We start from the raw sequence: 22,456 nt of genomic DNA, 5'->3' as shown, positions 1-22,456 counted from the left end.
AAAACCGCATGCGTGACTTCCAGCTTCCCGGCCGCTCGCCGGTCCGTGCCACCGAGGCGATGGCCGCGACCTCGCATCCGCTCTCCACGCTTGCCGCCATCGACATGCTGCGCTCCGGCGGCAACGCCATGGACGCGGCCGTCTGCGCCGCCGCCGTGCAGGCCGTGGTCGAGCCGCAATCGACCGGCATCGGCGGCGATTGCTTTGTCCTCTATTGCCCCAAGGGGCAGGGCGATGTGCTCGCCTTCAACGGCTCCGGGCGCGCGCCCAAGGCTGCGACAGTCGATTGGTATCTGGACAAGGGTTTCAGCGAATTGCCCAAGCAGGGACCGCATGCGGTGACCGTTCCCGGCGCCGTCGATGCCTGGTGCCGGCTGCTTGAAGACCATGGCCGCAAGGGCATCGCCGACGCTCTAGCGCCCGCGATCCATTACGCCGAACACGGCTATGTCGTGCATGATCGCGTAGCCTTCGACTGGCACGATCCGGAAACCGACCTGTCGGCCGACGAGGTATCGGCGCGCATCTTCCTGCCCGGAGGTAAGCCGCCAAGAGCCGGCGATGTCCATCGCCAGCCGGAATTGGCGGAGACGCTGCGCGTCATCGCGAAAAAAGGCCGGGCCGGCTTCTACGAGGGTTCGGTGGCAGAGGATTTGGTCGACCGGCTTCGCGCGCTCGGCGGGTTGCATACGCTCGACGATTTCGCCGCGACGAAGGGCGATTACAGGACGGCGATCAGCACGTCCTATCGCGGTCACGACATCCACCAGATGCCGCCCAACAATCAGGGTCTGACCGCGCTGTTGATGCTGAACGTGTTGTCGGGCTTCGACCTCGGCAAGCTCGATCCCGACGGCGCCGAACGCCTGCATCTGGAGATCGAGGCGGGACGGCTGGCCTACCAGGATCGCGATGCGTTCTTCGGCGACCAAGATCATGTCGACGTTCCGGTGAGGGAGCTTCTATCCGCTGCCTATGCAGATAGCCTGCGCGCTGTGATCGATCCCGGGCGCGCCATGACCGACCTGCCGCGTCTCGACCTGCCGGGCAGCGACACGGTCTACATCACGGTCGTGGACCGCGACCGCAACGCCGTGAGCTTCATCAACTCTACCTACTATTCCTTCGGCAGCGGCGTCGTCGGTCCGAAGACCGGGGTTGTGCTGCAGAACCGTGGCTCGAGCTTCCGGCTCGATCCGAAGCACCCGAACGTCATCGCCCCCGGCAAGCGGCCGATGCACACGATCATGCCCGGCATGATGACGAGGAACGGCCGAGCCGTCATGCCGTTCGGTGTCATGGGCGGTGGCTATCAGCCCTTCGGCCATGTGCATCTTTTGACCAACATGATCGACTTCGGCATGGACCCGCAGCAGGCCATAGATGCCGCTCGCGTCTTCTACAATCATGATGTCGTCGAAGCCGAACGCAGCGTGCGCGCCGACGCTGTCGAAGGCCTGCGCCGCTGCGGTCATCGCGTCGTGGAACCCGACCATCCGCTGGGCGGTGGGCAGGCGGTGCTCATCGATTGGGAAAAAGGCACGCTGACCGGCGCCTCCGATCCGCGCAAGGACGGCCTGGCGCTCGGTTATTGAGCAGTCCTTTGCTGGACATCGGCCGATCGTTCAAAACATAGTCTGGAACCATGACGAACAGCAAAAACGCCACCGATCTTGCCCATCGCCTCGCACCCGGCGCCGAGGATGCGCCGGCCATTGCCGCGCCCGAGCGAGCAACCCTTTCGCATGGCGGGCTGCGGCGCCTGATCCAGGAGACCGTGGCGCGGCTTAATACGCTCGGCATCGGCCGAGGCGACCGCGTCGCCATCGTGCTGCCGAACGGCCCGGAAATGGCAACGGCCTTCATCGCGGTGGCCGCTGCTGCCTCCACGGCCCCGCTCAATCCGGCCTATCGCGCCGACGAGCTCGACTTCTATCTGAGCGACATCGGCGTCAAGGCGATCCTTGTCGGCAAGGACGAGAAGGGGCCCGCGGTCGAGGTCGCGGAGCGTCTCGGCATCCGCGTGCTGCGCCTGGTGGTCCCTGAAGGTGCGCCAGCCGGCGTCTTCGCGATCGAGGGCGAGCCGGTCGGCCCGGCAGTTGCCTCCGGATTGGCTGAGGACGGCGACATTGCGCTGCTGCTCCATACCTCGGGTACCACCTCGCGACCGAAGCTGGTCCCGCTCAGCCACGCCAACCTTGCCGCCTCGGCCAGGCATATCGGCGCGACGCTCGGCCTGACAGCTTCTGATCGCTGCCTCAACATCATGCCGCTGTTCCACATCCACGGGCTGATCGCGGCCGTGCTTTCCTCGCTCGCCGCCGGCGGCTCCGTATTCTGCACGCCGGGTTTCAACGCGCTGCGCTTCTTCCAGTGGCTGACCGACGCAAAGCCAAGCTGGTACACGGCAGTCCCCACCATGCACCAGGCGATCCTGCCGCGCGCTGCACGCAATCTCGAACAGCTCGCCGGGGCGAAGCTGCGCTTCATCCGTTCGTCGTCCGCCTCGCTGCCGGCGCAGGTGATGGCTGAGCTCGAAACAACCTTCGGCTGTCCGGTTATCGAAGCCTATGGCATGACGGAGGCCGCGCATCAGATGGCCTCCAACCGCCTGCCGCCGGGCCGGCGCAAGCCCGGCAGTGTCGGCGCGGCCGCCGGACCGGATGTGGCCGTCATGGCGCTGGACGGACAACTCCTCAAACCCGGCGAGACCGGCGAGATCGTCATTCGCGGGCCGAACGTCACCACAGGCTACGAGAAGAACCCCGACGCCAATGTCAGCGCCTTCGCCCATGGCTGGTTCCACACCGGCGACCAGGGCGTGCTGGATGAGGACGGCTATTTGCGCGTCACCGGCCGCCTGAAGGAGATCATCAATCGCGGCGGCGAGAAGATCTCGCCGCTCGAGGTCGACGGCGTGCTGATGGACCATCCGGCGGTGGCGCAGGTCGTCACATTCGCCATGCCGCATGACAAGCTCGGCGAGGAGGTCGCCGCCGCCGTCGTGCTGCGCGAAGGCAAGAGCGCCAGCGAGGCCGATATCCGGGGGTTTGCCGCAACCCGGCTCGCCGACTTCAAGGTGCCGCGCAAGGTGCTGATCCTGGACGAGATTCCGAAGGGCGCGACGGGCAAGTTGCAGCGCATCGGCCTCGCGGCGAAGCTGGGTCTCGGCTGATGCGCGTTGCCATTTTCGGCGCCGGCGCGATCGGCGGTTACCTAGCGGCAAAGCTGGCGATCGCCGGCAATGTCGATCTGTCGATCGTCGCGCGCGGCGCGCATCTCGAGGCGATCAAGACCAGCGGTCTGCGGCTGGTCGAGGGCGACAAGGAAACCATCGCTTCGGTCAAGGCCGCCGCACGCGCCGATGAGCTTCGCGAACAGGACTATGTCGTGCTGGCGCTGAAGGCGCATTCGCTGGCGCCGGCCCTAGGCGAAATCAGACCGCTGCTGGGCAAGGGGACCGCCGTCGTCACCATGCAGAACGGCGTGCCCTGGTGGTATTTCTATAAGGCGGGCGGCGCGCTCGAAGGCACGCGACTTGCTTCCGTCGATCCCGGTGGGGCTATCTGGGAAGGTATCGGTCCTGAGCGCGTCATTGGCTCGGTCGTCTATCCGGCTGTCGAGGTCGACGCCCCCGGCCTGATCCGTCATGTCGAGGGTACGCGCTTTTCGCTCGGCGAGCCTTCGGGCGAAAAGAGCGATCGCGTCACATGGCTCGCCAGGGAGTTCGTCGCGGCCGGACTTCAGTCGCCCGTCCGCGAGGACATACGCTCGGAGATCTGGGTGAAGCTCTGGGGTAACCTGTCCTTCAATCCGATCTCTGCGCTGACCGGCAGCACGCTTGCGGCGATCGTCGCCGACGAAGGCACGCGCGCCGTGGCCCGCGCCATGATGCTGGAGGCCCAGGCGATCGGCGAGAGCCTTGGCGTGCGCTTCCCCATTGCCGTCGACCGGCGCATCAAGGGCGCCGGCGATGTCGGCGAGCACAAGACCTCGATGCTGCAGGATCTGGAACGCGGCCGTCCCATGGAGATCGACGCGCTGGTCACGGCCGTGCAGGAACTCGGCCGGCTGACGAGCCAGCCGACGCCGACCATCGACAGCGTGCTGGCGCTGGTCCGGCGGTTGGCCATCGAGCGCGGTTGTTATTCGCTCTTGTAGTTTGTTCTTGATTTGTTCTAGTCTGATCCTTTGGACGATATCCGAAAGGATCAGCCATGAATGGAGAGCCGTGGTACGGGGTCGGCAGGAACGGCCAAGCTTTTTTTCGGTGGGATCGGGCCAGTCGCGATCCGACTGACCGGTTGTTCTTCGCCATTCCTGCCGAACAGATGATCGCCTCTGTTTTGGAGTCGCGTGCTCTAGCCTGGCAAAGAGAGTTGGGGCTTGGAGGCAAGCTGGTTCGTCCTAATCATCGCCATATCTCGCTTGCTATGCTGGGCAATTACGACGGTTTGCCGAAGCTTTTGGTTGAGGATGCCTGTTACGCAGGCTCACTGGTACGAGCCCAGGTCTTCGATGTTTCTTTCAACCGTCTGTCGGCCTTTGGCGGTGGTGCGCTGGTCTTGCGGGCAAGTGATGGCATTCCACAATTTGAAGCCTTCTGGCGGGCGTTCACGGCAGCGCTTCTCGATAGCCCGCTACGGCCCTTTGTCCCGAATTCAATAGAGCCGCATGTTACTTTGCTGCGCGACAAGGCGCGTGTTCCGAGAGTTGAGCAGCGGCCAGTCGAACCGATCGGTTGGACCGTGCGCGAGTTCGTATTGGTACACAGCTTCCTGCGTCAGGATCGGTACCAGGTCATCAGACGCTGGCAATTGAGTGGTCAGGACGACGCACATGCTGTCATGTGAGCACCTCATATCGTCGTTATCGTCACCGCATGCCGCCATGCTGACACGAATTGTCACCTGCGGAGCAGCGCCCCAGTGGCAGGCGCGCGATCGGTTCCTACTTGATGTCTGGTTCAAACCGGGAGGATCCCATGACCACTGCCGACATTGCCAAGGACTTCACCGAACTCCTCAAGAAGGGCGACAGCCACGGCGCCGCTGCAAAGTACAATGCCGAAGACATCGTCAGCTACGAGGCGATGGAGGGGCCGATGGCCGTCTGCAACGGCAAGCAGGCCGTCAAGCAGAAGGGCGAATGGTGGGAAGCAAACCACGAGGTTCATGGCGGCTCGATCGAGGGGCCATATGTCAATGGTGACCAGTTCGCCTTGCGCTTCACCTTCGACATCACGCCCAAGTCGACCGGCGAACGCGTCAAAATGGACGAGGTTGGCCTCTATACGGTCAAGAACGGCAAGATCAGCGAAGAGCGCTTCTATTACTGAGGCCGGAAACAGCCAGCCTCCAGCAGCCAGTGCACATCGCTGCGCTTCAACAGAGTGAGGCCGGGGCCAGGACGAGGCTCCGGCTCCGCGAGGCACATCAGACCGTCCTGCTGGAAAAGGGGGCAGGGCAGGCCTAGGGTTCGGTTCGATTCGTAACCCCCATCCAACCGAGGTCTGCCTTGACCATAACCATGTACGGCATCACCAACTGCGATACGATCAAGAAGGCGCGCGTCTGGCTGGAGAGCCATGACGTCCCTTATCGCTTCCATGACTACCGCGCCGAAGGCATCGAGGCGGATCGGCTGAACGGCTGGGTCGGCAAGGTCGGCTGGGAAAAGCTGCTCAACAAGGGCAGCATGACCTTTCGCGAACTGCCGGATGCGGACAAGGAAGCGCTCGACGAGAAGAAGGCCAAGAAACTGATGCTCGCCAAGCCAACGATGATCAAACGCCCGGTTCTGGAGGTGGGGAATGACGTTCTCGTCGGCTTCAAGCCGGAGATCTACGAGGCGAAGGTGAAGTAGAACTCAACCTTGTAGATCGCGTTCCTTCGCGCCCCCCTCTGTCCTGCCGGACATCTCCCCCACGAGGGGGGAGATTGGCAGCCGGGGCGTCTCGTTCATTTCTTGCAACGTTTATGATTGGCGAAAGCCGATGCGACAGCTGATCTCCCCCCTTGTGGGGGAGATGTCCGGCAGGACAGAGGGGGGCGCTGTCCCGCAGCGTCCCAATGAATTGATCCTACGAGCGGGCTTGCAGGTACTCCTTCAGCGCCACCGCATTGTTGTGCGCCTCGTCATGCGCGCCGTAGAGCAGCGTCACCTTGCCTTCGCGCAGCACGCCGCGCAGTTGCGCCACCGCCTCCTTGTTGGCGTCGAGCTCAGCCCGGTACCGTTTCTGGAACTCGGCCCAGCGCTCCGGATCGTGCCCGAACCATTTGCGCAGATCGTCGCTCGGCGCGATCTCTTTCAGCCATAAAGCCAGAGCGGCGTCCTTCTTGGCGACGCCGCGCGGCCAGAGGCGGTCGACCAGCACCCGCTGGCCGTCGGATTTCTCCGGCGGCTCGTAGACGCGCCTAACAGCTATGTCGAAGGCCATTTGCGTTTCCTTCGCGGAGGTCTTTACGCCCACTCGCCCTTGCGCATCACCGGCACGCGGCTGCCGTCCTTGGCCACGCCGTCGATGTCGATCTTGTCCGAGCCGATCATCCAGTCGATATGGATGAAGCTCTTGTTGCCGCCGCGCTCAGCGATCTCGTCCTGGCTGAGCGAGGCGCCATCGACGAAGCACTTCGAATAGCACTGTCCCAGCGCGATGTGGCAGGCCGCGTTCTCGTCGAACAGCGTGTTGAAGAACAACAGCCCGCTCTTCGAGATCGGTGAGGAATGCGGCACCAGCGCCACTTCGCCAAGGCGGCGCGCGCCTTCGTCGGTGTCCAGCACTTTCTTCAGCACATCCTCGCCCTTCGAGGCCTTGGCTTCGACGATCCGACCGCCCTCGAAGCGCACGGAAATCTCGTCGATCAGCGTGCCCTGGTAGGAGAGCGGCTTGGTGGAGGAGACATGGCCTTCGACGCGCCTTGCATGCGGCGTGGTGAAGACTTCCTCGGTCGGGATGTTCGGGTTGCAGGTGATGCCGTTCTTGGCCGTCGAGGCGCCACCCATCCATTCGTGGCCTTCGGCAAGGCCAACGGTCAGGTCGGTGCCCGGCCCGGTGAAATGCAGCGCGTGGAAATTGTGCCCGTTCAGCCATTTCGTGCGCTCGGCGAGCGCGGCGTTGTGCGCTTTCCAGTTGCCGATCGGATCCTCGACATCGACGCGCGAGGCCGAGAAGATCGCGTCGGCAAGCTTGACCACCGCGACGTCGTCGGGCTCGCCCGGAAAAACCTGCCTTGCCCAGGCGAGGTCGGGATAGGCGACGATGTTCCAGTTGATGTCGAAGCCCGTGATCTTCTCCAGCGCCGGCTGGTAGGCCATCGAGTTCGCCTTGTTGGCGCGCGCCACCTTGGCAGGGTCCTGCGCAGACAACAGCGAGGGGTCCTCGCCGCGCACCGCAAGCCGAGCCGCGTTGTTGGAAAAGGCGTTCGCCATGCCTTCATAGAGCCAGCCGGCGGCGCGGTCGAAGCCGGCGTCCGCGCCATAGCGGAAGCGCGCCAGCGTGATTTCGTCATCGTTGAAGATCGGCGTCACCAGCCCGGCGCCGGCCTTGTAGGCATGCTCGACGATGCGCCTGGTCAGCGGCAGCGCAGCGATCGACGAGGTCAGCACCAGATCCTGCCCGGGCTGCAGCTGCAGGCCGACCTTGACGGCGACTTCCGCCAGCCTGTCGAGCTTCACCGGGTCGATGGTTGCCGAGACGCCGCGCGAATGTGTGGTCATGATCCTGCCTGCCGTGTGGTTTGGGGTCTGGTTCTTACATAGACCGACGAGCCCCGCCTTTCCACCGCGATCGACTGGTTTAGGCGGCGCTGTCGAGCGCCCGGAACTGAGCCATGGTCGCCTCGATCTCCTCGCGGACCCAGGCTTTGAAGTCGCGCACCTTGCGGCTCTCGCTTTTGGTCGGTGATGTAACCAGCCAGTAACCGAGCCCGCTCTGCGCCCGCACGCCGAAGGGCGCGACCAGCCGGCCGTCGGCCAGCGCGTCGGCGGTGAGCAATTGCCAGGCGAGCATCACCCCGTGGCCGGCGATCGCCGATTCCAGGCAAAGCATCGGGTCGGTGAAGCGCGCCCCTTTCTGGAAGGTCACCGGTTCGACACCAGCCGCCTCGAACCAGCCATCCCAACTGAACATCGCCCGCTCGTCGGTGATTGCGCAGGTCTGCGAAAGATCCTCGATCGACCTCAGCCTGGCGGCGATCGATGGCGCGCAGACCGGAAAGACCTCTTGCGCAAGTAGCAGTTCCGCCCGCCCGCCCGCCCACTTGCCGTCGCCGAGCCTTATGGCGATGTCGATGTCGGAATGGTCGAGATCGGCTATGCGAGCCGAGGCGTCGATGCGTAGCAGCACCTTCGGATGGCGGGAAAAATGTCGCGACAGCCTGGGCAGCAGCCATTTCGAAGCGAAGGCCGGGGCCACCGACACCACCAGCGTGCATTCGCTCGCCTCGTCGGCCAGCGCTACCGCCTGCGCGAGCTCGCGGAAGCCCGTGCTCAGCCGTGCGGTGAAGGCGGTCCCGAATTCCGTCGGCACCAGCCCGCCCGGCGTGCGTTCGAACAGCGCCTGGCCAAGCTGGCTTTCCGTGCGCTTGACCTGTTGGCTGACGGCGCTGACCGACACGTTCAACTCCGCCGCCGCGGCCGCGAGCGAGCCCAGCCGGGCGACAGTTTCCACGGCGCGCAAGCCGTTGAGATGGACGCGGTTCAGCATTGCCATTCAGTTTTTCTAAACTGAATGACCTGAAATCTCAATTGAAACCTGTCTGGAAAGGGCGGAATTTAGCGAGGGACGCCAGACCTTGGAGGCAAATCCAATGAAGATTTTATCCTTGCTGAAGGGGCTATCGGGCCTGGACATGAAACAGGGTCGCTCCGACGAGGGCGAGGTTGCCCGCTGGGTCGTCGATCCTTTGTCGCATCCGGCCCTCGAGATGATGTCGGAACGCGAGCTCGGCGACATGCCGTTCCGGCTTACCGCCCGCCGCACGGCTTACGAAACAGCCTGCCACTAATAAGCCGCCTGAAAGCGGCGGTTGGCGCCGATATTGCTGGCCCAACGCAAGCACATTGTTTCGCGTGCGCGCACATCTATTGTGCACTGCAATGAACGCCGCTTCTCCATCCCCTTTGCGCCTTGCCTTCGCCGGCATGGCGGCGCTTGCCGTCGCCATGGGCATCGGCCGCTTCGTCTATACGCCGATCCTGCCCGGCATGATGGAGGAACTGCATCTATCGCCGGCCGATGCCGGCTGGATCGCCTCCGCCAATTATCTCGGCTATCTGATCGGCGCACTTGCCGCCGGCGGTGGCTGGGCGCATGGCCGTGAGCGGTTGCTGATGTTCGGCAGTCTCGCCGCCAGCGCCGCGCTGGCCGGCCTGATGGGCCTGAACGAGACGATGGCCGTCTTCATCGTCATCCGCTTCCTGGCAGGACTCGCCAGCGCCTTCGTCATGGTCTTCATGTCGTCAATCGTCTTCAGCCACCTCGCCGCGGCGGGCCGTGGTGACCTGCAGGCGTTGCATTTCGGCGGCGTCGGGCTTGGGATCGCGGGGTCCGCCGCTCTGTTGGCAATCCTCGTCACCGAACATGCCGGCTGGCAGGCGGGATGGCTTTGGTCCGGCGCGATCTCGGTGGCAGGCCTGTTTCTCGTCGCACTGCTCACCGGCTCTGCAGGGCCAGCCAACGGCGTCGACGGCCGAGAGCCGGCATTGCCCCGCGACAGATCGCTGACAAAGATGATCGTCGCCTACGGGCTATTCGGATTCGGCTACGTCGTGACGGCAACCTTCCTCGTCGCCATCGTGCGCCAGGGCGGCGGGGGGCGCGTCTTCGAGGCGACTGTCTGGATGGTCACCGGCCTCGCGGGTTTCCCCTCGACGTGGCTGTGGCAGAAGCTCGCCGGCAGGATCGGACTCTATGGCGCCTACGCTCTGGCCTGCCTGATCGAGGTGGTTGGCGTCACCGCCAGTGTCGTCGTCAACGGCGCCGCCGGACCGCTACTCGCCGGGATCCTGCTCGGCGGCACCTTCATCGCCATCACCGCGCTCGGCCTGCAGGCGGCGAGGCAGCTGGCGCCACGGGCGCCGCGCCGCATCTTCGCGGTGATGACGGCAGCCTTCGGCCTCGGCCAGATCGTCGGCCCGATCGCCGCCGGCCTGCTCGCCCAGGCGTCGGGCAATTATGTGCTTGCCTCGGTCATGGCGGCCGCCGCCTTGCTGGTCTCCGGCATCATCGCGTGGTCGGCTGCGCCAAAATCGCCATGATTTGCCGTCTTGCTCGGTTCCGGGCATCGGGCGCAGGCATTTTCTTTCCCCCTAATGTGTGAGCCTATGCCCGCTGCACAGCAACGCCGCTGATTCGCGCTCAGACCGAGGAACCCGCCCCAGTGTTCGTATCCTTCTTCCCGCAGCCGAAGCTCTTCTTCACTTCGGCCGCCGTCTGGAGCCTCGCCGCGATCCTGTTCTGGTTCTTCGGCGGCGAGCAGTTGGGCGCCGTCTTCGGGCTGCCCCCGGCGGCTGCCGGCGCTCCGCCCATCATCGGCATCGCGGTGCTGTGGTCGAAGCCGTTCTTGTGGTTCTACATCTACTTCGCGGTGTGCGTGGCGATCTTCTACGCGTTCTGGAGCTGGTATGCCCCGCACCCTTGGCAGAACTGGTCCATCCTGATGACCGCCGTCATCCTGTTCTTCATCTATTTCAACGTGCAGGTCTCGGTCGCGGTCAACGCCTGGTATGGGCCATTCTTCGACTATGTCCAGGGCTTGATGTCGGGCACGGGAAAGTCGACCAATGGCGAATTCTATCTCGGATTGGCCGACTTTTCATGGCTGGCGCTGGTTGGAATGAACGTGCAGGTCGTCAATGCCTTCATCGTCAGCCACTGGATATTCCGCTGGCGCACGGCGATGAACAACTACTTCATCGAAAACTGGGGCCGCCTGCGCCACATTGAGGGTGCGTCGCAGCGTATCCAGGAAGACACCATGCGCTTCTCGCAGATCATGGAGGATCTGGGCTCGAGCTTTGTCCAGTCGATTATGACTTTGATCGCGTTCCTGCCGGTCATGATCCAGTTGCAGGCGCATATCAGCGAATTGCCGATTGTCGGCGCCATCCCGCAGCCGCTTGTCGTCGCAGCACTTGCGTGGTGCCTCTTCGGAACGATCTCGGTGATGATCGCCGGTTTGAAACTGCCCGGACTGCAGTTCCGCAACCAGCGTGTCGAAGCCGCCTATCGCAAGGAACTCGTCTACGGCGAAGATCACGCCGACCGGGCGCAGCCGGCGACCACGGCGGAACTGTTTGCCAATGTCCGGCACAACTACTTCAGGCTCTACTTCCACTACATCTATTTCAACGTCGTGCGTTACACCTACCTGCAGGCCGACAACATCTTCTCGCTGCTGATCCTCGGGCCGTCGCTGGTTGCGCATAAGATCACCTTCGGCGCCCTGAACCAGATATCGAACGCCTTCGGCAAGGTGACGGGCTCCTTGCAGTTCCTCCTCACGTCCTGGTCGACGATCGTCGAACTGCAGTCAGTCCATAAGCGCTTGCGCGCATTCGAGGCGACGCTGGAAGGTGCGCCGCTGCCCGACATCGACCAGCGCTATCTCGCCCGGCAGGGCGCCGAGGATCCGGCTTAAAAGCCGTAGTCAGCCGCCTGCGGTCACCTGTGCCTGTCCGGCATGCTGCCGGGCGACGTAGTCGTGAAAACTGATGCATTCCACATCGGCCTTCACGCAGACCTCGTCGGCGAAGCGCTCCAGCGCGTTCCAATAGGCGCCCTGGTTCATCTGGGTGAAGTGGAAGCCGAGCTCCAGCGGAATGCGCTTGCCGCTGTATTCGGCATCGAAGGCCGCGCGGAACGCCTGGTAGGCGCGGTCGGCGAACTCGCCCGCCATGGCCGGCTTCTCATAGCCGTTCGAATGGCGGACATAGAGGTTGTAATCCATCGCGACCACGGGCTTGGCCTTCGGTCCTTCCGGGATCAGCGGCAAGGAAAACCGCGTGGTGCCGTTCTTGACCGCCGGCAGGGCAGGGCCCTTCGACACGCCGCTGGCGTCGTACTGGAAGCCGGCCTCGGGCAGCGCCTGATAAAGCGCCGCGTTGGTCGACAGATACGGCGCGCGAAAACCTGTCACCGCATGCCGCGCCACATCGTGCCAGCCGGAGGGCTCGGGCGAGATGCCGTTGATCGCATAGGCATTTTCGAGAATGCGCCGGAACGCGCCGAACTCGGCCAGCCAGTCGGCCTTGCTCCAGCCCTTGCCGTCGAAATGGCCGCAGGCATGGCTGGCGATATCGTGGCCTTCGGTCGCCGCGAGCCGGATCTGTTCCAGCCGGTCGGCCACCTCCTGTTTCGACGCGGCAAAGCCGATGTTGGATTTGCCGGCGCCTTTGCCGGGCGCGGTGTATTGCGTGCGCGTTTCCGGCGAAAGCAGGAATACGCAGGAGAGGAAATAGGTGAAATGCGCGCCGGTGCGCTTCGCCAGCGCGCGGCTGCGCTCCCACTGCGAAATCTCCCTCGCGCTGTCGAAGGAGATCAGCACGATCTGCTTGGGCTTGGCCGTCGAGGCCGTTGTCGGCCGGGGCGGATCGGCGAACACCGTGGAAGTTGAAGCAAGCGAGGCGAGACTGAACGCAAGGACGCGGAACGGACGAGGCATTGGCATCTTTTGGGCAAATCTTTCAAACTGTTGGGAAGCCGGCTATCGCTCAAATATGGCGTCGATGCGTTCCGGCCAGTCCTGGTGGCGTCTCGGATTGTCCAGCCGATTTTCCGGCCGGACCCCTTCCATGCCGACAAAATTCCGCTAAAACGCGGGCTCAAGAAGCACCCCGTCCGGGGTTGCAATGGTATTGATTGATGTCGGACGACACTTTTATCCGCGAAGTCAACGAAGAGATTCGTCGCGAGCAGGCGCAGGCGCTGTGGGACCGTTTTGGGCCGATCGTGCTTGGCCTTGCGATCCTGATTGTGATCGGCACCGCCGCCGTCGTCGGCTACCGCTATTGGGACGAGACGCGCGCCAACCGCTCTGGCGACGCTTTCTCGGCCGCCCTCAAGCTCGCCAATGACGGCAAGAATGACGAGGCGATCGCCGCGCTCGACCAGCTCGAGAAGGACGGCTACGGCGCCTATCCGCTGCTTGCTCGCATGCGCGCCGCCACCGTCAAGGCCGACAAGGGCGACGTCAACGGAGCGGTCAAGGATTTCGACGAGGTCGCCGCCGACAACGCCATTCCGGCCGGCATCCGCGACATGGCGCGGCTGAGGGCTGCGCTGCTTCTCGTCGATCATGGCTCTTTCGCCGATGTCTCAAGCCGGGTCGAGGCGCTGACTGCCGACACCAACCCGCTGCGCCACTCGGCGCGTGAAGCGCTTGGCCTTGCCGCCTGGAAGGAAGGCAAGTCGGCCGACGCGCTCAAGCTGTTCGACCAGATCTCTTCGGATGACGCCGCCCCGCGCAATCTGCGCCAGCGGGCGGAACTGATGTCCGAACTGATCCGCGGGTCGGGCAATGCTTCGTGACCTCCGATGGGCTTCAAAGTAGCCATCATCGGCCGGCCTAACGTCGGCAAATCGACTCTTTTCAATCGGCTGGTCGGAAAGAAGCTGGCGCTTGTCGACGACACGCCGGGCGTGACGCGCGACCGTCGCGTCCACGCAGCCAAGCTCTACGATCTCCATTTCGACGTTATCGACACTGCCGGCTTCGAGGATGCCGGGGCCTCGACGCTGCCGGGCCGTATGCGCCAGCAGACCGAGATCGCCATCCGTGAGGCGGACCTGATCTTCTTCACCGTCGACGCCAAGTCCGGCCTGATGCCGGACGACCGGACCTTCGCCGAAGTGGTGCGCAAGTCCGGCAAGCCGGTCGTGCTGGTCGCCAACAAGGCCGAGGCGCGGGGCGCTCAGGGCGGCATGCTGGAGGCCTGGGAACTCGGCCTCGGCGAGCCGATACCCGTCTCTGCCGAGCATGGCCAGGGCATGCCCGACCTGCGCGATGCCGTTGTCGAGGCGCTGGGCGAAGAACGCGCCTTCGGCGAGGACGAGGAAGACGAAAGCGGCGAGATCGCCGCCAGCGAGGTGCTGATCGGCGAGGACATCGCCGATCCCGACGCCGAGCCCGCCTATGACGACACCAAGCCGCTGCGCATCGCCGTTGTCGGCCGTCCCAACGCCGGCAAGTCGACGCTCATCAACGCGCTGATCGGTGAGGAGCGGCTGCTCACCGGTCCGGAGGCCGGCATCACGCGCGATTCCATCTCGGTCGACTGGGACTGGCGCGGCCGCCGGATAAAGCTCTTCGATACCGCCGGCATGCGGCGCAAGTCGAAGGTGCAGGAAAAGCTGGAGAAGCTCTCGGTGCAGGATGGCCTGCGCGCGATCCGCTTCGCCGAGATCGTCATCATCGTCCTCGACGCCACCATCCCGTTCGAGAAGCAGGATCTGCAGATCGCCGACCTCATCATCCGCGAGGGCAGGGCGCCGGTGATCGCCTTCAACAAATGGGACCTGATCGACAATCCGCAGGAACTGCTCGCGGAACTCCGCGAGAAGACCGAGCGGTTGCTGCCGCAGGTGCGCGGCATCCAGGCGGTGACGGTGTCGGCTGAAACCGGGCGCGGCCTCGACCGGCTGATGGAATCCGTCATCAAGACGCACAAGGTGTGGAACAGCCGTGTCTCGACCGGCAAGCTCAACCGCTGGCTGGAAGGCATTCTGGCGCATCATCCGCCGCCCGCGGTCGCCGGCCGCCGGCTGAAGATCAAATATGTCACCCAGGCCAAGACCCGCCCGCCGGGCTTCGTCGTTTCCTGTTCGCGCCCGGACGCCATGCCGCAATCCTATGTGCGCTATCTGACGAACAGCCTGCGCGAGGCTTTCGACATGCCCGGCGTGCCGATCCGCATGGCGTTGCGCACCTCCGACAATCCTTTTGCAGGCCGCGCAAAGAAGCGGTGACTTCTGAGGATAAGCTCCGACGCTGATGCGAAGTCGCGGTGCGTCGGGCGGGAAACTAAGCCACTTCCCGCAGCCTCTCCTTCATCACCGTCCCCTCCGGCAGCGCCTCAATCGCCGCCTGCTCCAATATATCGGCCAGTCGCGCCGCGACCGGGTCGAGCGCGGCGTCCTTCTGATAGAGCTGAAGCGCCATCCTGGGCAGTGCCGGCAGCCCGAGAGCGCCGGGCGCGATTACCCTGACACTGGGCGGCAGGCCGATATCGGTGCGGATCGTCAGCCCGAGACCCGCTGCGACCGCCGCCCAGATGCCGGCGAGGCTCGGGCTGGAAAAGGTCAGCCGCCAGGCAAGGCCGGCGCGGTCCAGGGTGTCGGTCGCCACTGTGCGCAGCAGGCACGGCGCCTCGAAGGCCACCAGTGGCAACGGTTCGCCGTTGCCCGGCCCGGCGTCGATCGGTTTTGCCGGGCCGATCCAGCGCAGCTGCACGTCGGCGACGTGCCGGCTGAACGGAAGCGTAGCGCCATTGTGCCAGGCGAGCGCGATGTCGAGATTGCCGGATAGGATGCGATCGGCGAGTTCCTGGCTGCGACCGATCCGCGCCTCGATCCGGACCTTGGGATGGGCGCGCGCGAAGCGGCCGAGCACGTCGGGCAGCACGGCCTCGCCGAAATCCTCCTGCAGCCCGAGCCGCACCCAACCTTCCAGCTCGACATCGCGTATAGCGGCGGCAGCCTCATCGTTGAGCTCGATAAGCCGGCGTGCATAGCCGAGCATGGTCTCGCCGGCCTCGGTCAGCGCCAGGCCGCGCCCGGCCTTGCGGAAGATCGGTGTCGCAGCCTGCTCCTCCAGTTTCTTCAGCTGCGCGCTGACGGCCGAGGTCGAGCGTCCAAGCCGCTCGGCCGCCTTGGCGAAGCTGCCCAGTTCCGTACCGGTGACGAAGGTCCGGAGCACGTCGAGGTCGAAGGTAATCCGCTGCATGGGATCGTCTCGATTTTCAGGATTGTCGATCAAATACTTCCTGATTTTATGGATTAAACTAGAGCGCTACATCCTGGCCGTCAAGCCAGTCAGCCGGCCGCAATGGAGATGGAATGATGTCAGCGATCGTCAGTTGCACCGATTGCCAGCCGTCCGCGCCGACCACTGCCGGGGCCGGCCGGACCTTCGGGTCCAACCACCGCTGGAAAGTGCTGGGACTGGGAGTCGCCGCCAATGCCGGTTTCTCGGCCACGTTCGCCGGCATCCCGGCGACCGCGGTGGTCATGCGCCAGGGTTATCATCTCGGCAATGCGCAACTCGGTCTGGCGCTGGGGCTGCTCGGTCTTGGCGTGGCGCTGAGCGAACTGCCCTGGGGTGTGCTGACCGATCGCTGGGGCGATCGCCGCGTGCTTCTGACCGGGCTCGGCGCGACGGCGGCGTGGCTTTTCATCATGGCGATCCTGGTTGTGCCAACCAAGGCCGCCATTCCCGGTGTCGCGCTGCTGTCTGCAAGCTTGCTCGTCGCCGGCCTGCTGGGAGGCAGCGTCAACGGCTCCAGCGGCCGCGCCATCATGGCCTGGTTTCGTGAAGGTGAGCGCGGCTTTGCCATGAGCATCAGGCAGACGGCGGTCCCGCTCGGCGGCGGCCTCGGCGCGCTCATACTGCCGTCGCTTGCCTTGGCATTGGGCTTTGGCGCGGTCTTCGGCCTCCTGGCGGCAGTGTCCGCCCTCTCGGCCTTCTTTGCCTGGCGCTGGCTGCACGAGCCGCCGACAGACGGAGGCAGTGATGCGTCGATGGAGGGCACGGCTGGTCGCGCCCCGCTTCGCAATATCGAGGTCTGGCGCATCTCGAGCGCCATCGGCCTGCTTTGCTTCCCGCAGGTGGCGGTGCTTACCTTCGCGTCTGTCTTCCTGCACGATTTCGCCGGCATGGGGACGGCCGTGACCAGCGCCAGCCTCGCCGCGGTGCAGACCGGGGCCATGGCGATGCGTGTCTGGAGCGGCCGCTTCACCGACCGCCACGGCAACCGCCGGCAATTCCTGAGGCTCTGCAGCCTGCTCAGCGCGCTCGCCTTCCTGGCGCTGTGGCTGCTCGTCACCGCAGCCGCCGGGCAGCCGGCCCTGATGTTCCTGCTCCCGGTGATGGTGGTGGTCGCCGGCATCCTTGTCTCGGCCTGGCACGGTGTCGCCTACACCGAGCTTGCGACACTCGCCGGCATCGGCCATGTCGGCACTGCGCTCAGCCTCGCCAACAGCTTCGTCTTTGTCGGCTTCTGCCTGGTCCCGATCGCCATCCCCTGGCTTCTGATTTTCTTTTCCTGGCCTGGCGTCTGGCTTGCGGGCGCCATCTGCGCCGCGATTGCCTGGCCGATCTTCCTGCGTCAGGCCTGATTTTTCGCCAGCCTTGATGCGGGCCTGAAAACCGCATTGCCTCCAACATGAAAGAACACGATCGATGTCGTTAACCCCGCATCAAGGTTAATGCTTCATTTTGGCTCTCCGGGGTCAGTAGCGTTTCTGGAGAGTTCCGTGCATCGACGCGTTGTAAAGCGGCTTGTCGCCGCCGCCGTTGCGAATAAACGTTCCTTCCTTCCTCCCTTGGTTCTCGGGCTCGGCATCTGGATCGGCTTTCCGTCCGTTATCGCCTATCAGGACATGGCGAGCCTCATTTCAGGGCTGGAATCACCGAACCACCGCTGGAATGCCTATGTGGAGAGGTCCGTCGCCGGCTCGGTGCACGCCGCCGAGATGCCGTTCGTCGATACCGCCACCACCGGCTCGATCTCCGGCTCGGGCGTCGAACTGCCGGGCGTCGGCACCGTTGCGTTCCGTGGCAAGGGCAATGTCGCGGGGACCACGCCGGACGAGGACCGCGTCGTGCGCTCCGACAAGAAGGGCCGCCTGCTTCAGGTCTCGCCGGTGGCGCCGCCGAAGAATTTCAGCGCCGGCTCGATCTTCGAGCGGACATCCTCGTTGATCCGCCCGAGCATGGATAGCGGCTTGAAGCTCACCTTCGCCAAGCCTGGCATCAGGGGCAAGGAGGTCCAGATCGCCCAGGCCTTCCATCTTCGCCTCGACAAGAAGCCGGACCCCGAGGTGCCACCCGCGCTCGTCGCCCTTCTCAATAACAACAAGCCCGATATCCTGGCTACCGCCTACGCCCAGTCGGCGCCCGACTATGCCAAGGCATCGCCCTTCGAGGCGCTGCTGCAGGACAATCCGAACGATGGCCGCTTCATCCCGCCCATGGGCAAGGGCGACCATGCGTGGATGCAGACCCCGCTGCCGGCGAGCGTCTTCTCCAAGCCGGAGCAGGCCTGCCTTGCCAAGGGCATCTATTTCGAGGCGCGCAGCGAGCCGGTGCGCGGCCAGGCCGCGGTCGCGCAGGTGATCCTCAATCGGGTCCGCAACCCGGCCTATCCGAAGACGATCTGCGGCGTCGTCTACCAGAACGACGACTGGTTCAACCGCTGCCAGTTCTCCTTCGCCTGCGACGGCAGGAAGAAGGTCATCACCGACCAGGCTTCCTACAAGACCGCGCAGGAGGTCGCCATGGCGGTGACGGCCGGCAAGATATTCATTCCCGAGGTCGGGTCCTCCACGCACTACTACGCCAATTATGTCCATCCCGGCTGGGCGCGCGCCATGCAGCGCATGACCAGGATCGGCTTGCACATCTTCTATCGCACCTATGGCGGCGGGTGGAGTTGAGCCGCTTGAGCGGTCGCCGAGGTAACTCTTTTGGGGCGCTTGCGGCGCGCTCGCGGGCACGCAGTCTCGGGCGGATTCGCGCCGAGTCCTCACGCGGGCGTGAAGGGCACGATGTCGCACCTTACTAAGTAATTGATTTATTTATGAAAAATACAGCGTCTTGAAGTTCGGTCCGTGGCTTGACGGGCGCGGACCCTCTAACTATGTTGCCGGCAACTTTAGAAGCGGACGGACGGCTATCGTCTGCCCGGGCAGGGGGGTTGCGATGGCCGACAAAATCAGGCCAGACGGAACCGGAGAAACCGGCCGCGGCAGGCAGCCAGACGCCACCATCCGCGACGACGAACTTGAGCGCCGCCGGCGCGACCTCGAAGCATCGCTTGCGACGAGGCGCACGGATCGGCTCGAGGGGAAAGACGAAGCGAAAGCCGAGACCGGTTACGGTCAGGCGCTGAAACTGTCCAGCGAGTTCATCGCCGGGGTGGTGGTCGGTGTCGGCTTGGGCTGGGTTATCGACCGGCTGGCGGGAACAGCGCCATTTGGGCTGATCGTCGGTCTGTTGTTGGGTTTTGGCGCGGGCGTTCTCAACGTCCTGCGCTCATCGGGGCAGGTGGCGCAGTTCGGACAGAACGGCAAGCCGCCCGCGCCGAAGGAATGACATCAGGCGCCGCGAGGCGCTAAAAGAGAACTTCAAAAAGCCGATGGTGGCTTTGACGGGGATTTAAAGTGGCTGCTGCTGACAAGGTCGATCCGATCCACCAGTTCCAGATCCATCCGATCATCCCGCTGCATATCGGCGGCTACGACGTCTCTTTCACCAACTCCTCGCTGTTCATGGTCGTGACGATCGTATTGGCGTCCGGCTTCCTCTATATGAGCACCGCCAGCCGCGCGCTCATTCCGGGTCGTCTGCAGTCCATCTCCGAAATGGCCTATGAATTCGTCGGCAACATGCTGCGCGACGCCGCCGGCAAGCAGGGCATGCAGTTCTTCCCGCTGGTGTTCTCGCTGTTCATGTTCGTGCTGGTCGCCAACCTGATCGGCCTGTTCCCCTATTTCTTCACCGTCACCAGCCACATCATCGTCACCTTCACGCTGGCGATCCTGGTCATCGGCACCGTGGTCGTCTACGGCTTTGCCAAGCATGGCTTGGGCTTCCTCAAGCTGTTCGTGCCGCATGGCGTGCCGGGCTATCTCCTGCCGCTGGTGGTGGCGATCGAAATCATTTCCTTCGTCTCGCGTCCCGTCAGCCTCTCGGTTCGTCTTTTCGCCAACATGCTGGCCGGCCACATCACGCTGAAGGTTTTCTCGGGCTTCGTCGTCAGCCTCAGCGCGCTGGGCGCCGTCGGCATCGCCGGTTCGGTGCTGCCGCTTGCGATGGCGGTTGCGCTCTCGGCGCTCGAACTGCTGGTTGCCTTCCTGCAGGCCTACGTCTTCGCGGTGCTGACCTGCATGTATCTGAACGACGCGCTGCACCCGAGCCACTGATCGATTTTACCGGCGCCCCGGCGCCAGCATACCCAACGTACCAACTGCAACGAACAAGCAAACCACAGGAGTTTTGAAATGGACGCAACTGCAGCAGCTGCTATCGGCGCTGGTATCGCCTGCATCGGCATGGGCGGCGCGGGCATCGGCCTCGGCAACATCTTCGGCAGCTACCTCTCGGGCGCGCTCCGCAACCCGTCGGCCGCCGACGGCCAGTTCGGCCGCCTGATCTTCGGCTTCGCCGTGACCGAAGCTCTGGGCATCTTCTCGCTCCTGATCGCTCTGCTCCTGGTCTTCAAGTAAGAGCCAGAGCTGACGAAAGGGGCTGCATGGTGCGGCCCCGTTCCATGGACAGGGGAATGAGATGTTCGTGACATCTGCCTATGCGCAAGAAACAGCGCCGGCCGCGGCCGAGGGCGATACCCATGCGGGCACCGCGGTGCCCGCGGAGCATGAAACGTTCCCGCCGTTCAACGCCGCGACCTTCCCGTCGCAGATCCTGTGGCTGGTGATCACCTTCGGGCTGTTTTACCTGTTCTTGAAGCGTGTCGTGATGCCGCGTCTCGGCGGCATCATCGATGTCCGCAACGACCGCATCACCCAGGATCTCGACCATGCCGCAAGGCTGAAGGGTGAGGCGGATGCTGCTGTTGCTGCCTATGAGCAGGAACTGGCGGAAGCCAGGGCAAACGCCAACAAGATCGGTCAGCAGGCGAACGACACCGCCAAGGCGGACGCCGAGAGCACGCGCAAGAAGCTCGAGGCCGAGCTCGAGAAGAAGCTGGACGCAGCCGAGGCGAGCATCGCCTCGATCAAGGCCAAGGCGATGAAGGAAGTCGGCACCATCGCCGAGGACACCACGTCGGCCATCGTCGAAGCACTTGTCGGCGGCAAGGCCGACAAGTCCGAGATCGCGGCCGCGGTCAAATCCGCGAGCCGGTGAGGAGCGGGATCATGGACGCCACATCACTCGCTACGCTTTGGGCTACCATTGCGATGCTCATCTTTCTCGGCGCCATCATCTATCTGAAGGTGCCGGGCATGCTCGCCAAGTCGCTCGACGCCCGCGCGGCCAAGATCAGCAGTGAGCTCGAGGAAGCCCGCAAGCTTCGCGAAGAGGCCCAGCAGCTGCTTGGCCAGTACCAGCAGAAGCGCAAGGAAGCCGAGAAGGAGGCCGCCGACATCGTCGCCGCGGCCAAGCGCGAGGCCGAGCAGCTTGCCGCCGAAGCAGCCAAGAAGACCGAAGACTACGTCGCGCGCCGCACCGCGCTTGCCGAGCAGAAGATCAGCCAGGCCGAGCGCGAGGCCGTCAGCGAAGTGCGCGCCTCGGCCGTCGACATCGCCGTCGAGGCCGCCCGCGCGCTGCTTGGCGCCAAGGTCGATGCCAAGGCCGGCGCTGATCTGTTCAAGTCCGCCCTGGATGACGTGAAGGCGAAGCTGAACTAAGCTGGCTTCGAGGTGAAATCAAAAGCCGCCTGGGCAACCCGGCGGCTTTTTTGTTTGTGGAAGAGGCGGGGCGGCGACGCTGCCAATCTCCCCCACAACGGGGATCGGCCGTCGAGGACACTTTCGCCTACTCCAGTCCAGCGAAGCTTTCTTCCTCAACCGGCTCCGCTCCGCCCAGCCGGAACGGCGCGAATGAGGCGCGATGCAATCGCGCCACCGGGCCGTGCGTTTCGATCGCGGTGCGGTGCCTGGCGGTCGCGTAGCCCATATGCACTTCGAAGCCGTAGCTCTCGTGATGGCCGCCACATCCGCACATCATGCGGTCGCGCATCACCTTGGCGACGATCGACGCGGCTGCGATCGACTGCGAGCGCTGATCGCCCTTGACCAGCGCGCGGCCCTCGCAGGCAAGGCCCGGCGGCACATCGCGGCCGTCGGCCAAGGCGAGCTTCGGCTGCATGGACAGGCCGGCGGCGGCGCGGCGCATCGCCTCCAGGCTCGCCTTCAGGATGTTGCTGTTGTCGATGCCTTCGGCGCTGATCGAGGCCATCGAGACGCTGAGCGCCGAGCCGAGGATTTTCAGGAACAGCGCCTCGCGCTGAAGATGGGTAAGCCGCTTGGAATCGTCGAGGCCTTCGGGAATGTTGGCCGGATCGAGCACCACTGCCGCCGCCACCACCGGCCCGGCAAGCGGCCCGCGGCCGGCTTCGTCCATGCCCGCCACCGGCCAGAGGCCCTCGGCCATCGCCCTCGTCTCGATCGAGAAATCGGGCTTCTCGACCATTTCAAAGAGAAGCGGAGAATCGGAACGCGCGCGAGCCATGGTGCGGCGAGGTTCGCATCGGCTCCGATTCTCCGCAAGTCCCT

General features: G+C 64.4%; 24 protein-coding genes. 18 read left to right on the top strand and 6 right to left on the bottom strand.

The window, feature by feature from the left end; genetic code table 11:
• Positions 1–8 precede the first annotated feature (8 nt).
• The 6 genes from ggt to Q0L57_RS03440 all read left to right on the top strand — a co-directional run bounded on the left by ggt (position 9) and on the right by Q0L57_RS03440 (position 5,865).
• The gene (ggt, locus tag Q0L57_RS03465) at positions 9–1,595 is read left to right on the top strand and encodes a gamma-glutamyltransferase (protein WP_296737938.1); all 1,587 of its coding nucleotides are present in this window, start codon (positions 9–11) and stop codon (positions 1,593–1,595) included.
• Between the two features lie 50 nt (positions 1,596–1,645).
• A complete protein-coding gene (locus Q0L57_RS03460; RefSeq protein WP_296737937.1) occupies positions 1,646–3,175 on the top strand; it encodes an acyl--CoA ligase in 1,530 nt (509 codons plus the stop codon).
• On the top strand, positions 3,175–4,161 hold the full coding sequence (locus tag Q0L57_RS03455; RefSeq protein WP_296737936.1) for a 2-dehydropantoate 2-reductase: 987 nt from the start codon (positions 3,175–3,177) through the stop codon (positions 4,159–4,161). Before Q0L57_RS03460 ends, Q0L57_RS03455 begins: the two co-directional genes overlap by 1 nt.
• A 56-nt stretch (positions 4,162–4,217) precedes the next feature.
• The gene (locus Q0L57_RS03450; protein ID WP_296737935.1) at positions 4,218–4,853 is read left to right on the top strand and encodes a 2'-5' RNA ligase family protein; all 636 of its coding nucleotides are present in this window, start codon (positions 4,218–4,220) and stop codon (positions 4,851–4,853) included.
• Positions 4,854–4,984: 131 nt separating this feature from the next.
• On the top strand, positions 4,985–5,338 hold the full coding sequence (locus Q0L57_RS03445; RefSeq protein ID WP_296737934.1) for a nuclear transport factor 2 family protein: 354 nt from the start codon (positions 4,985–4,987) through the stop codon (positions 5,336–5,338).
• Positions 5,339–5,517: 179 nt separating this feature from the next.
• Positions 5,518–5,865 carry an ArsC family reductase gene (locus Q0L57_RS03440; RefSeq protein WP_296737933.1) on the top strand — a complete coding sequence of 116 codons (348 nt, stop codon included), beginning with the start codon at positions 5,518–5,520 and terminating at the stop codon, positions 5,863–5,865.
• Positions 5,866–6,082: 217 nt separating this feature from the next.
• On the opposite strand, the gene Q0L57_RS03435 is transcribed toward Q0L57_RS03440, so the two are convergent.
• The 3 genes from Q0L57_RS03435 to Q0L57_RS03425 all read right to left on the bottom strand — a co-directional run bounded on the left by Q0L57_RS03435 (position 6,083) and on the right by Q0L57_RS03425 (position 8,713).
• Positions 6,083–6,439, bottom strand: a complete 357-nt coding sequence (locus Q0L57_RS03435; protein WP_296737931.1) for a DUF488 domain-containing protein — start codon at positions 6,437–6,439, stop codon at positions 6,083–6,085.
• A 23-nt stretch (positions 6,440–6,462) separates the two neighbouring features.
• Positions 6,463–7,719, bottom strand: a complete 1,257-nt coding sequence (locus tag Q0L57_RS03430; RefSeq protein ID WP_296737930.1) for an aminopeptidase — start codon at positions 7,717–7,719, stop codon at positions 6,463–6,465.
• Positions 7,720–7,798: 79 nt separating this feature from the next.
• The gene (locus Q0L57_RS03425) at positions 7,799–8,713 is read right to left on the bottom strand and encodes a LysR substrate-binding domain-containing protein (RefSeq protein ID WP_296737928.1); all 915 of its coding nucleotides are present in this window, start codon (positions 8,711–8,713) and stop codon (positions 7,799–7,801) included.
• 97 nt (positions 8,714–8,810) lie between these two features.
• Here Q0L57_RS03425 and Q0L57_RS03420 point away from each other — a divergent pair, with 97 nt between their 5' ends.
• The 3 genes from Q0L57_RS03420 (at position 8,811) to sbmA (ending at position 11,642) form a co-directional block, all read left to right on the top strand.
• A complete protein-coding gene (locus Q0L57_RS03420) occupies positions 8,811–9,008 on the top strand; it encodes a hypothetical protein (protein ID WP_296737926.1) in 198 nt (65 codons plus the stop codon).
• A gap of 91 nt (positions 9,009–9,099) precedes the next feature.
• Complete coding sequence (locus Q0L57_RS03415; RefSeq protein ID WP_296737924.1) at positions 9,100–10,260, top strand: YbfB/YjiJ family MFS transporter; 1,161 nt, start codon at positions 9,100–9,102, stop codon at positions 10,258–10,260.
• Positions 10,261–10,382: 122 nt separating this feature from the next.
• A complete protein-coding gene (gene sbmA, locus Q0L57_RS03410; protein WP_296737923.1) occupies positions 10,383–11,642 on the top strand; it encodes a peptide antibiotic transporter SbmA in 1,260 nt (419 codons plus the stop codon).
• Positions 11,643–11,651: 9 nt separating this feature from the next.
• Here sbmA and Q0L57_RS03405 read toward each other — a convergent pair whose 3' ends face one another.
• On the bottom strand, positions 11,652–12,665 hold the full coding sequence (locus Q0L57_RS03405; protein ID WP_296737921.1) for a polysaccharide deacetylase: 1,014 nt from the start codon (positions 12,663–12,665) through the stop codon (positions 11,652–11,654).
• Between the two features lie 200 nt (positions 12,666–12,865).
• Between Q0L57_RS03405 and Q0L57_RS03400 the strand changes: the two genes are divergently transcribed.
• Positions 12,866–13,531 (top strand): tetratricopeptide repeat protein, encoded by a 666-nt coding sequence (locus Q0L57_RS03400; RefSeq protein WP_296737920.1) that lies wholly within the window; start codon positions 12,866–12,868, stop codon positions 13,529–13,531.
• A gap of 6 nt (positions 13,532–13,537) precedes the next feature.
• Entirely contained in the window at positions 13,538–14,968 is a 1,431-nt protein-coding gene (gene der, locus Q0L57_RS03395) for a ribosome biogenesis GTPase Der (RefSeq protein WP_296737918.1), read from the top strand.
• Between the two features lie 55 nt (positions 14,969–15,023).
• On the opposite strand, the gene Q0L57_RS03390 is transcribed toward der, so the two are convergent.
• Positions 15,024–15,944 (bottom strand): LysR substrate-binding domain-containing protein, encoded by a 921-nt coding sequence (locus tag Q0L57_RS03390; protein ID WP_296737916.1) that lies wholly within the window; start codon positions 15,942–15,944, stop codon positions 15,024–15,026.
• 116 nt (positions 15,945–16,060) lie between these two features.
• Here Q0L57_RS03390 and Q0L57_RS03385 point away from each other — a divergent pair, with 116 nt between their 5' ends.
• From Q0L57_RS03385 to Q0L57_RS03355, 7 genes are all read left to right on the top strand, one after another.
• Entirely contained in the window at positions 16,061–17,335 is a 1,275-nt protein-coding gene (locus tag Q0L57_RS03385) for an MFS transporter (RefSeq protein ID WP_366940861.1), read from the top strand.
• A 138-nt stretch (positions 17,336–17,473) separates the two neighbouring features.
• Positions 17,474–18,655 (top strand): cell wall hydrolase, encoded by a 1,182-nt coding sequence (locus Q0L57_RS03380; RefSeq protein ID WP_296737912.1) that lies wholly within the window; start codon positions 17,474–17,476, stop codon positions 18,653–18,655.
• A 265-nt stretch (positions 18,656–18,920) separates the two neighbouring features.
• Positions 18,921–19,313 (top strand): AtpZ/AtpI family protein, encoded by a 393-nt coding sequence (locus Q0L57_RS03375; RefSeq protein ID WP_296737910.1) that lies wholly within the window; start codon positions 18,921–18,923, stop codon positions 19,311–19,313.
• A 68-nt stretch (positions 19,314–19,381) separates the two neighbouring features.
• Positions 19,382–20,143: a F0F1 ATP synthase subunit A gene (locus tag Q0L57_RS03370; RefSeq protein WP_296737907.1), complete on the top strand. Its 762-nt coding sequence runs from the start codon at positions 19,382–19,384 to the stop codon at positions 20,141–20,143.
• 78 nt (positions 20,144–20,221) lie between these two features.
• Positions 20,222–20,446, top strand: coding sequence for a F0F1 ATP synthase subunit C (locus Q0L57_RS03365; protein ID WP_027164582.1), 225 nt, complete (start codon positions 20,222–20,224; stop codon positions 20,444–20,446).
• Between the two features lie 61 nt (positions 20,447–20,507).
• Positions 20,508–21,086, top strand: coding sequence for a F0F1 ATP synthase subunit B (locus Q0L57_RS03360; RefSeq protein ID WP_296737851.1), 579 nt, complete (start codon positions 20,508–20,510; stop codon positions 21,084–21,086).
• Positions 21,087–21,097: 11 nt separating this feature from the next.
• Positions 21,098–21,589: a F0F1 ATP synthase subunit B gene (locus tag Q0L57_RS03355; protein ID WP_296737849.1), complete on the top strand. Its 492-nt coding sequence runs from the start codon at positions 21,098–21,100 to the stop codon at positions 21,587–21,589.
• A 127-nt stretch (positions 21,590–21,716) separates the two neighbouring features.
• Here Q0L57_RS03355 and Q0L57_RS03350 read toward each other — a convergent pair whose 3' ends face one another.
• Complete coding sequence (locus tag Q0L57_RS03350; protein ID WP_296737847.1) at positions 21,717–22,412, bottom strand: ribonuclease HII; 696 nt, start codon at positions 22,410–22,412, stop codon at positions 21,717–21,719.
• Positions 22,413–22,456: the final 44 nt, after the last annotated feature.

The organism is Mesorhizobium sp., from assembly GCF_024509055.1.
GTDB lineage: Bacteria > Pseudomonadota > Alphaproteobacteria > Rhizobiales > Rhizobiaceae > Mesorhizobium.
Note: the sequence above shows the minus strand (reverse complement) of the source record. Positions and strands in the feature narration are given on the sequence as shown.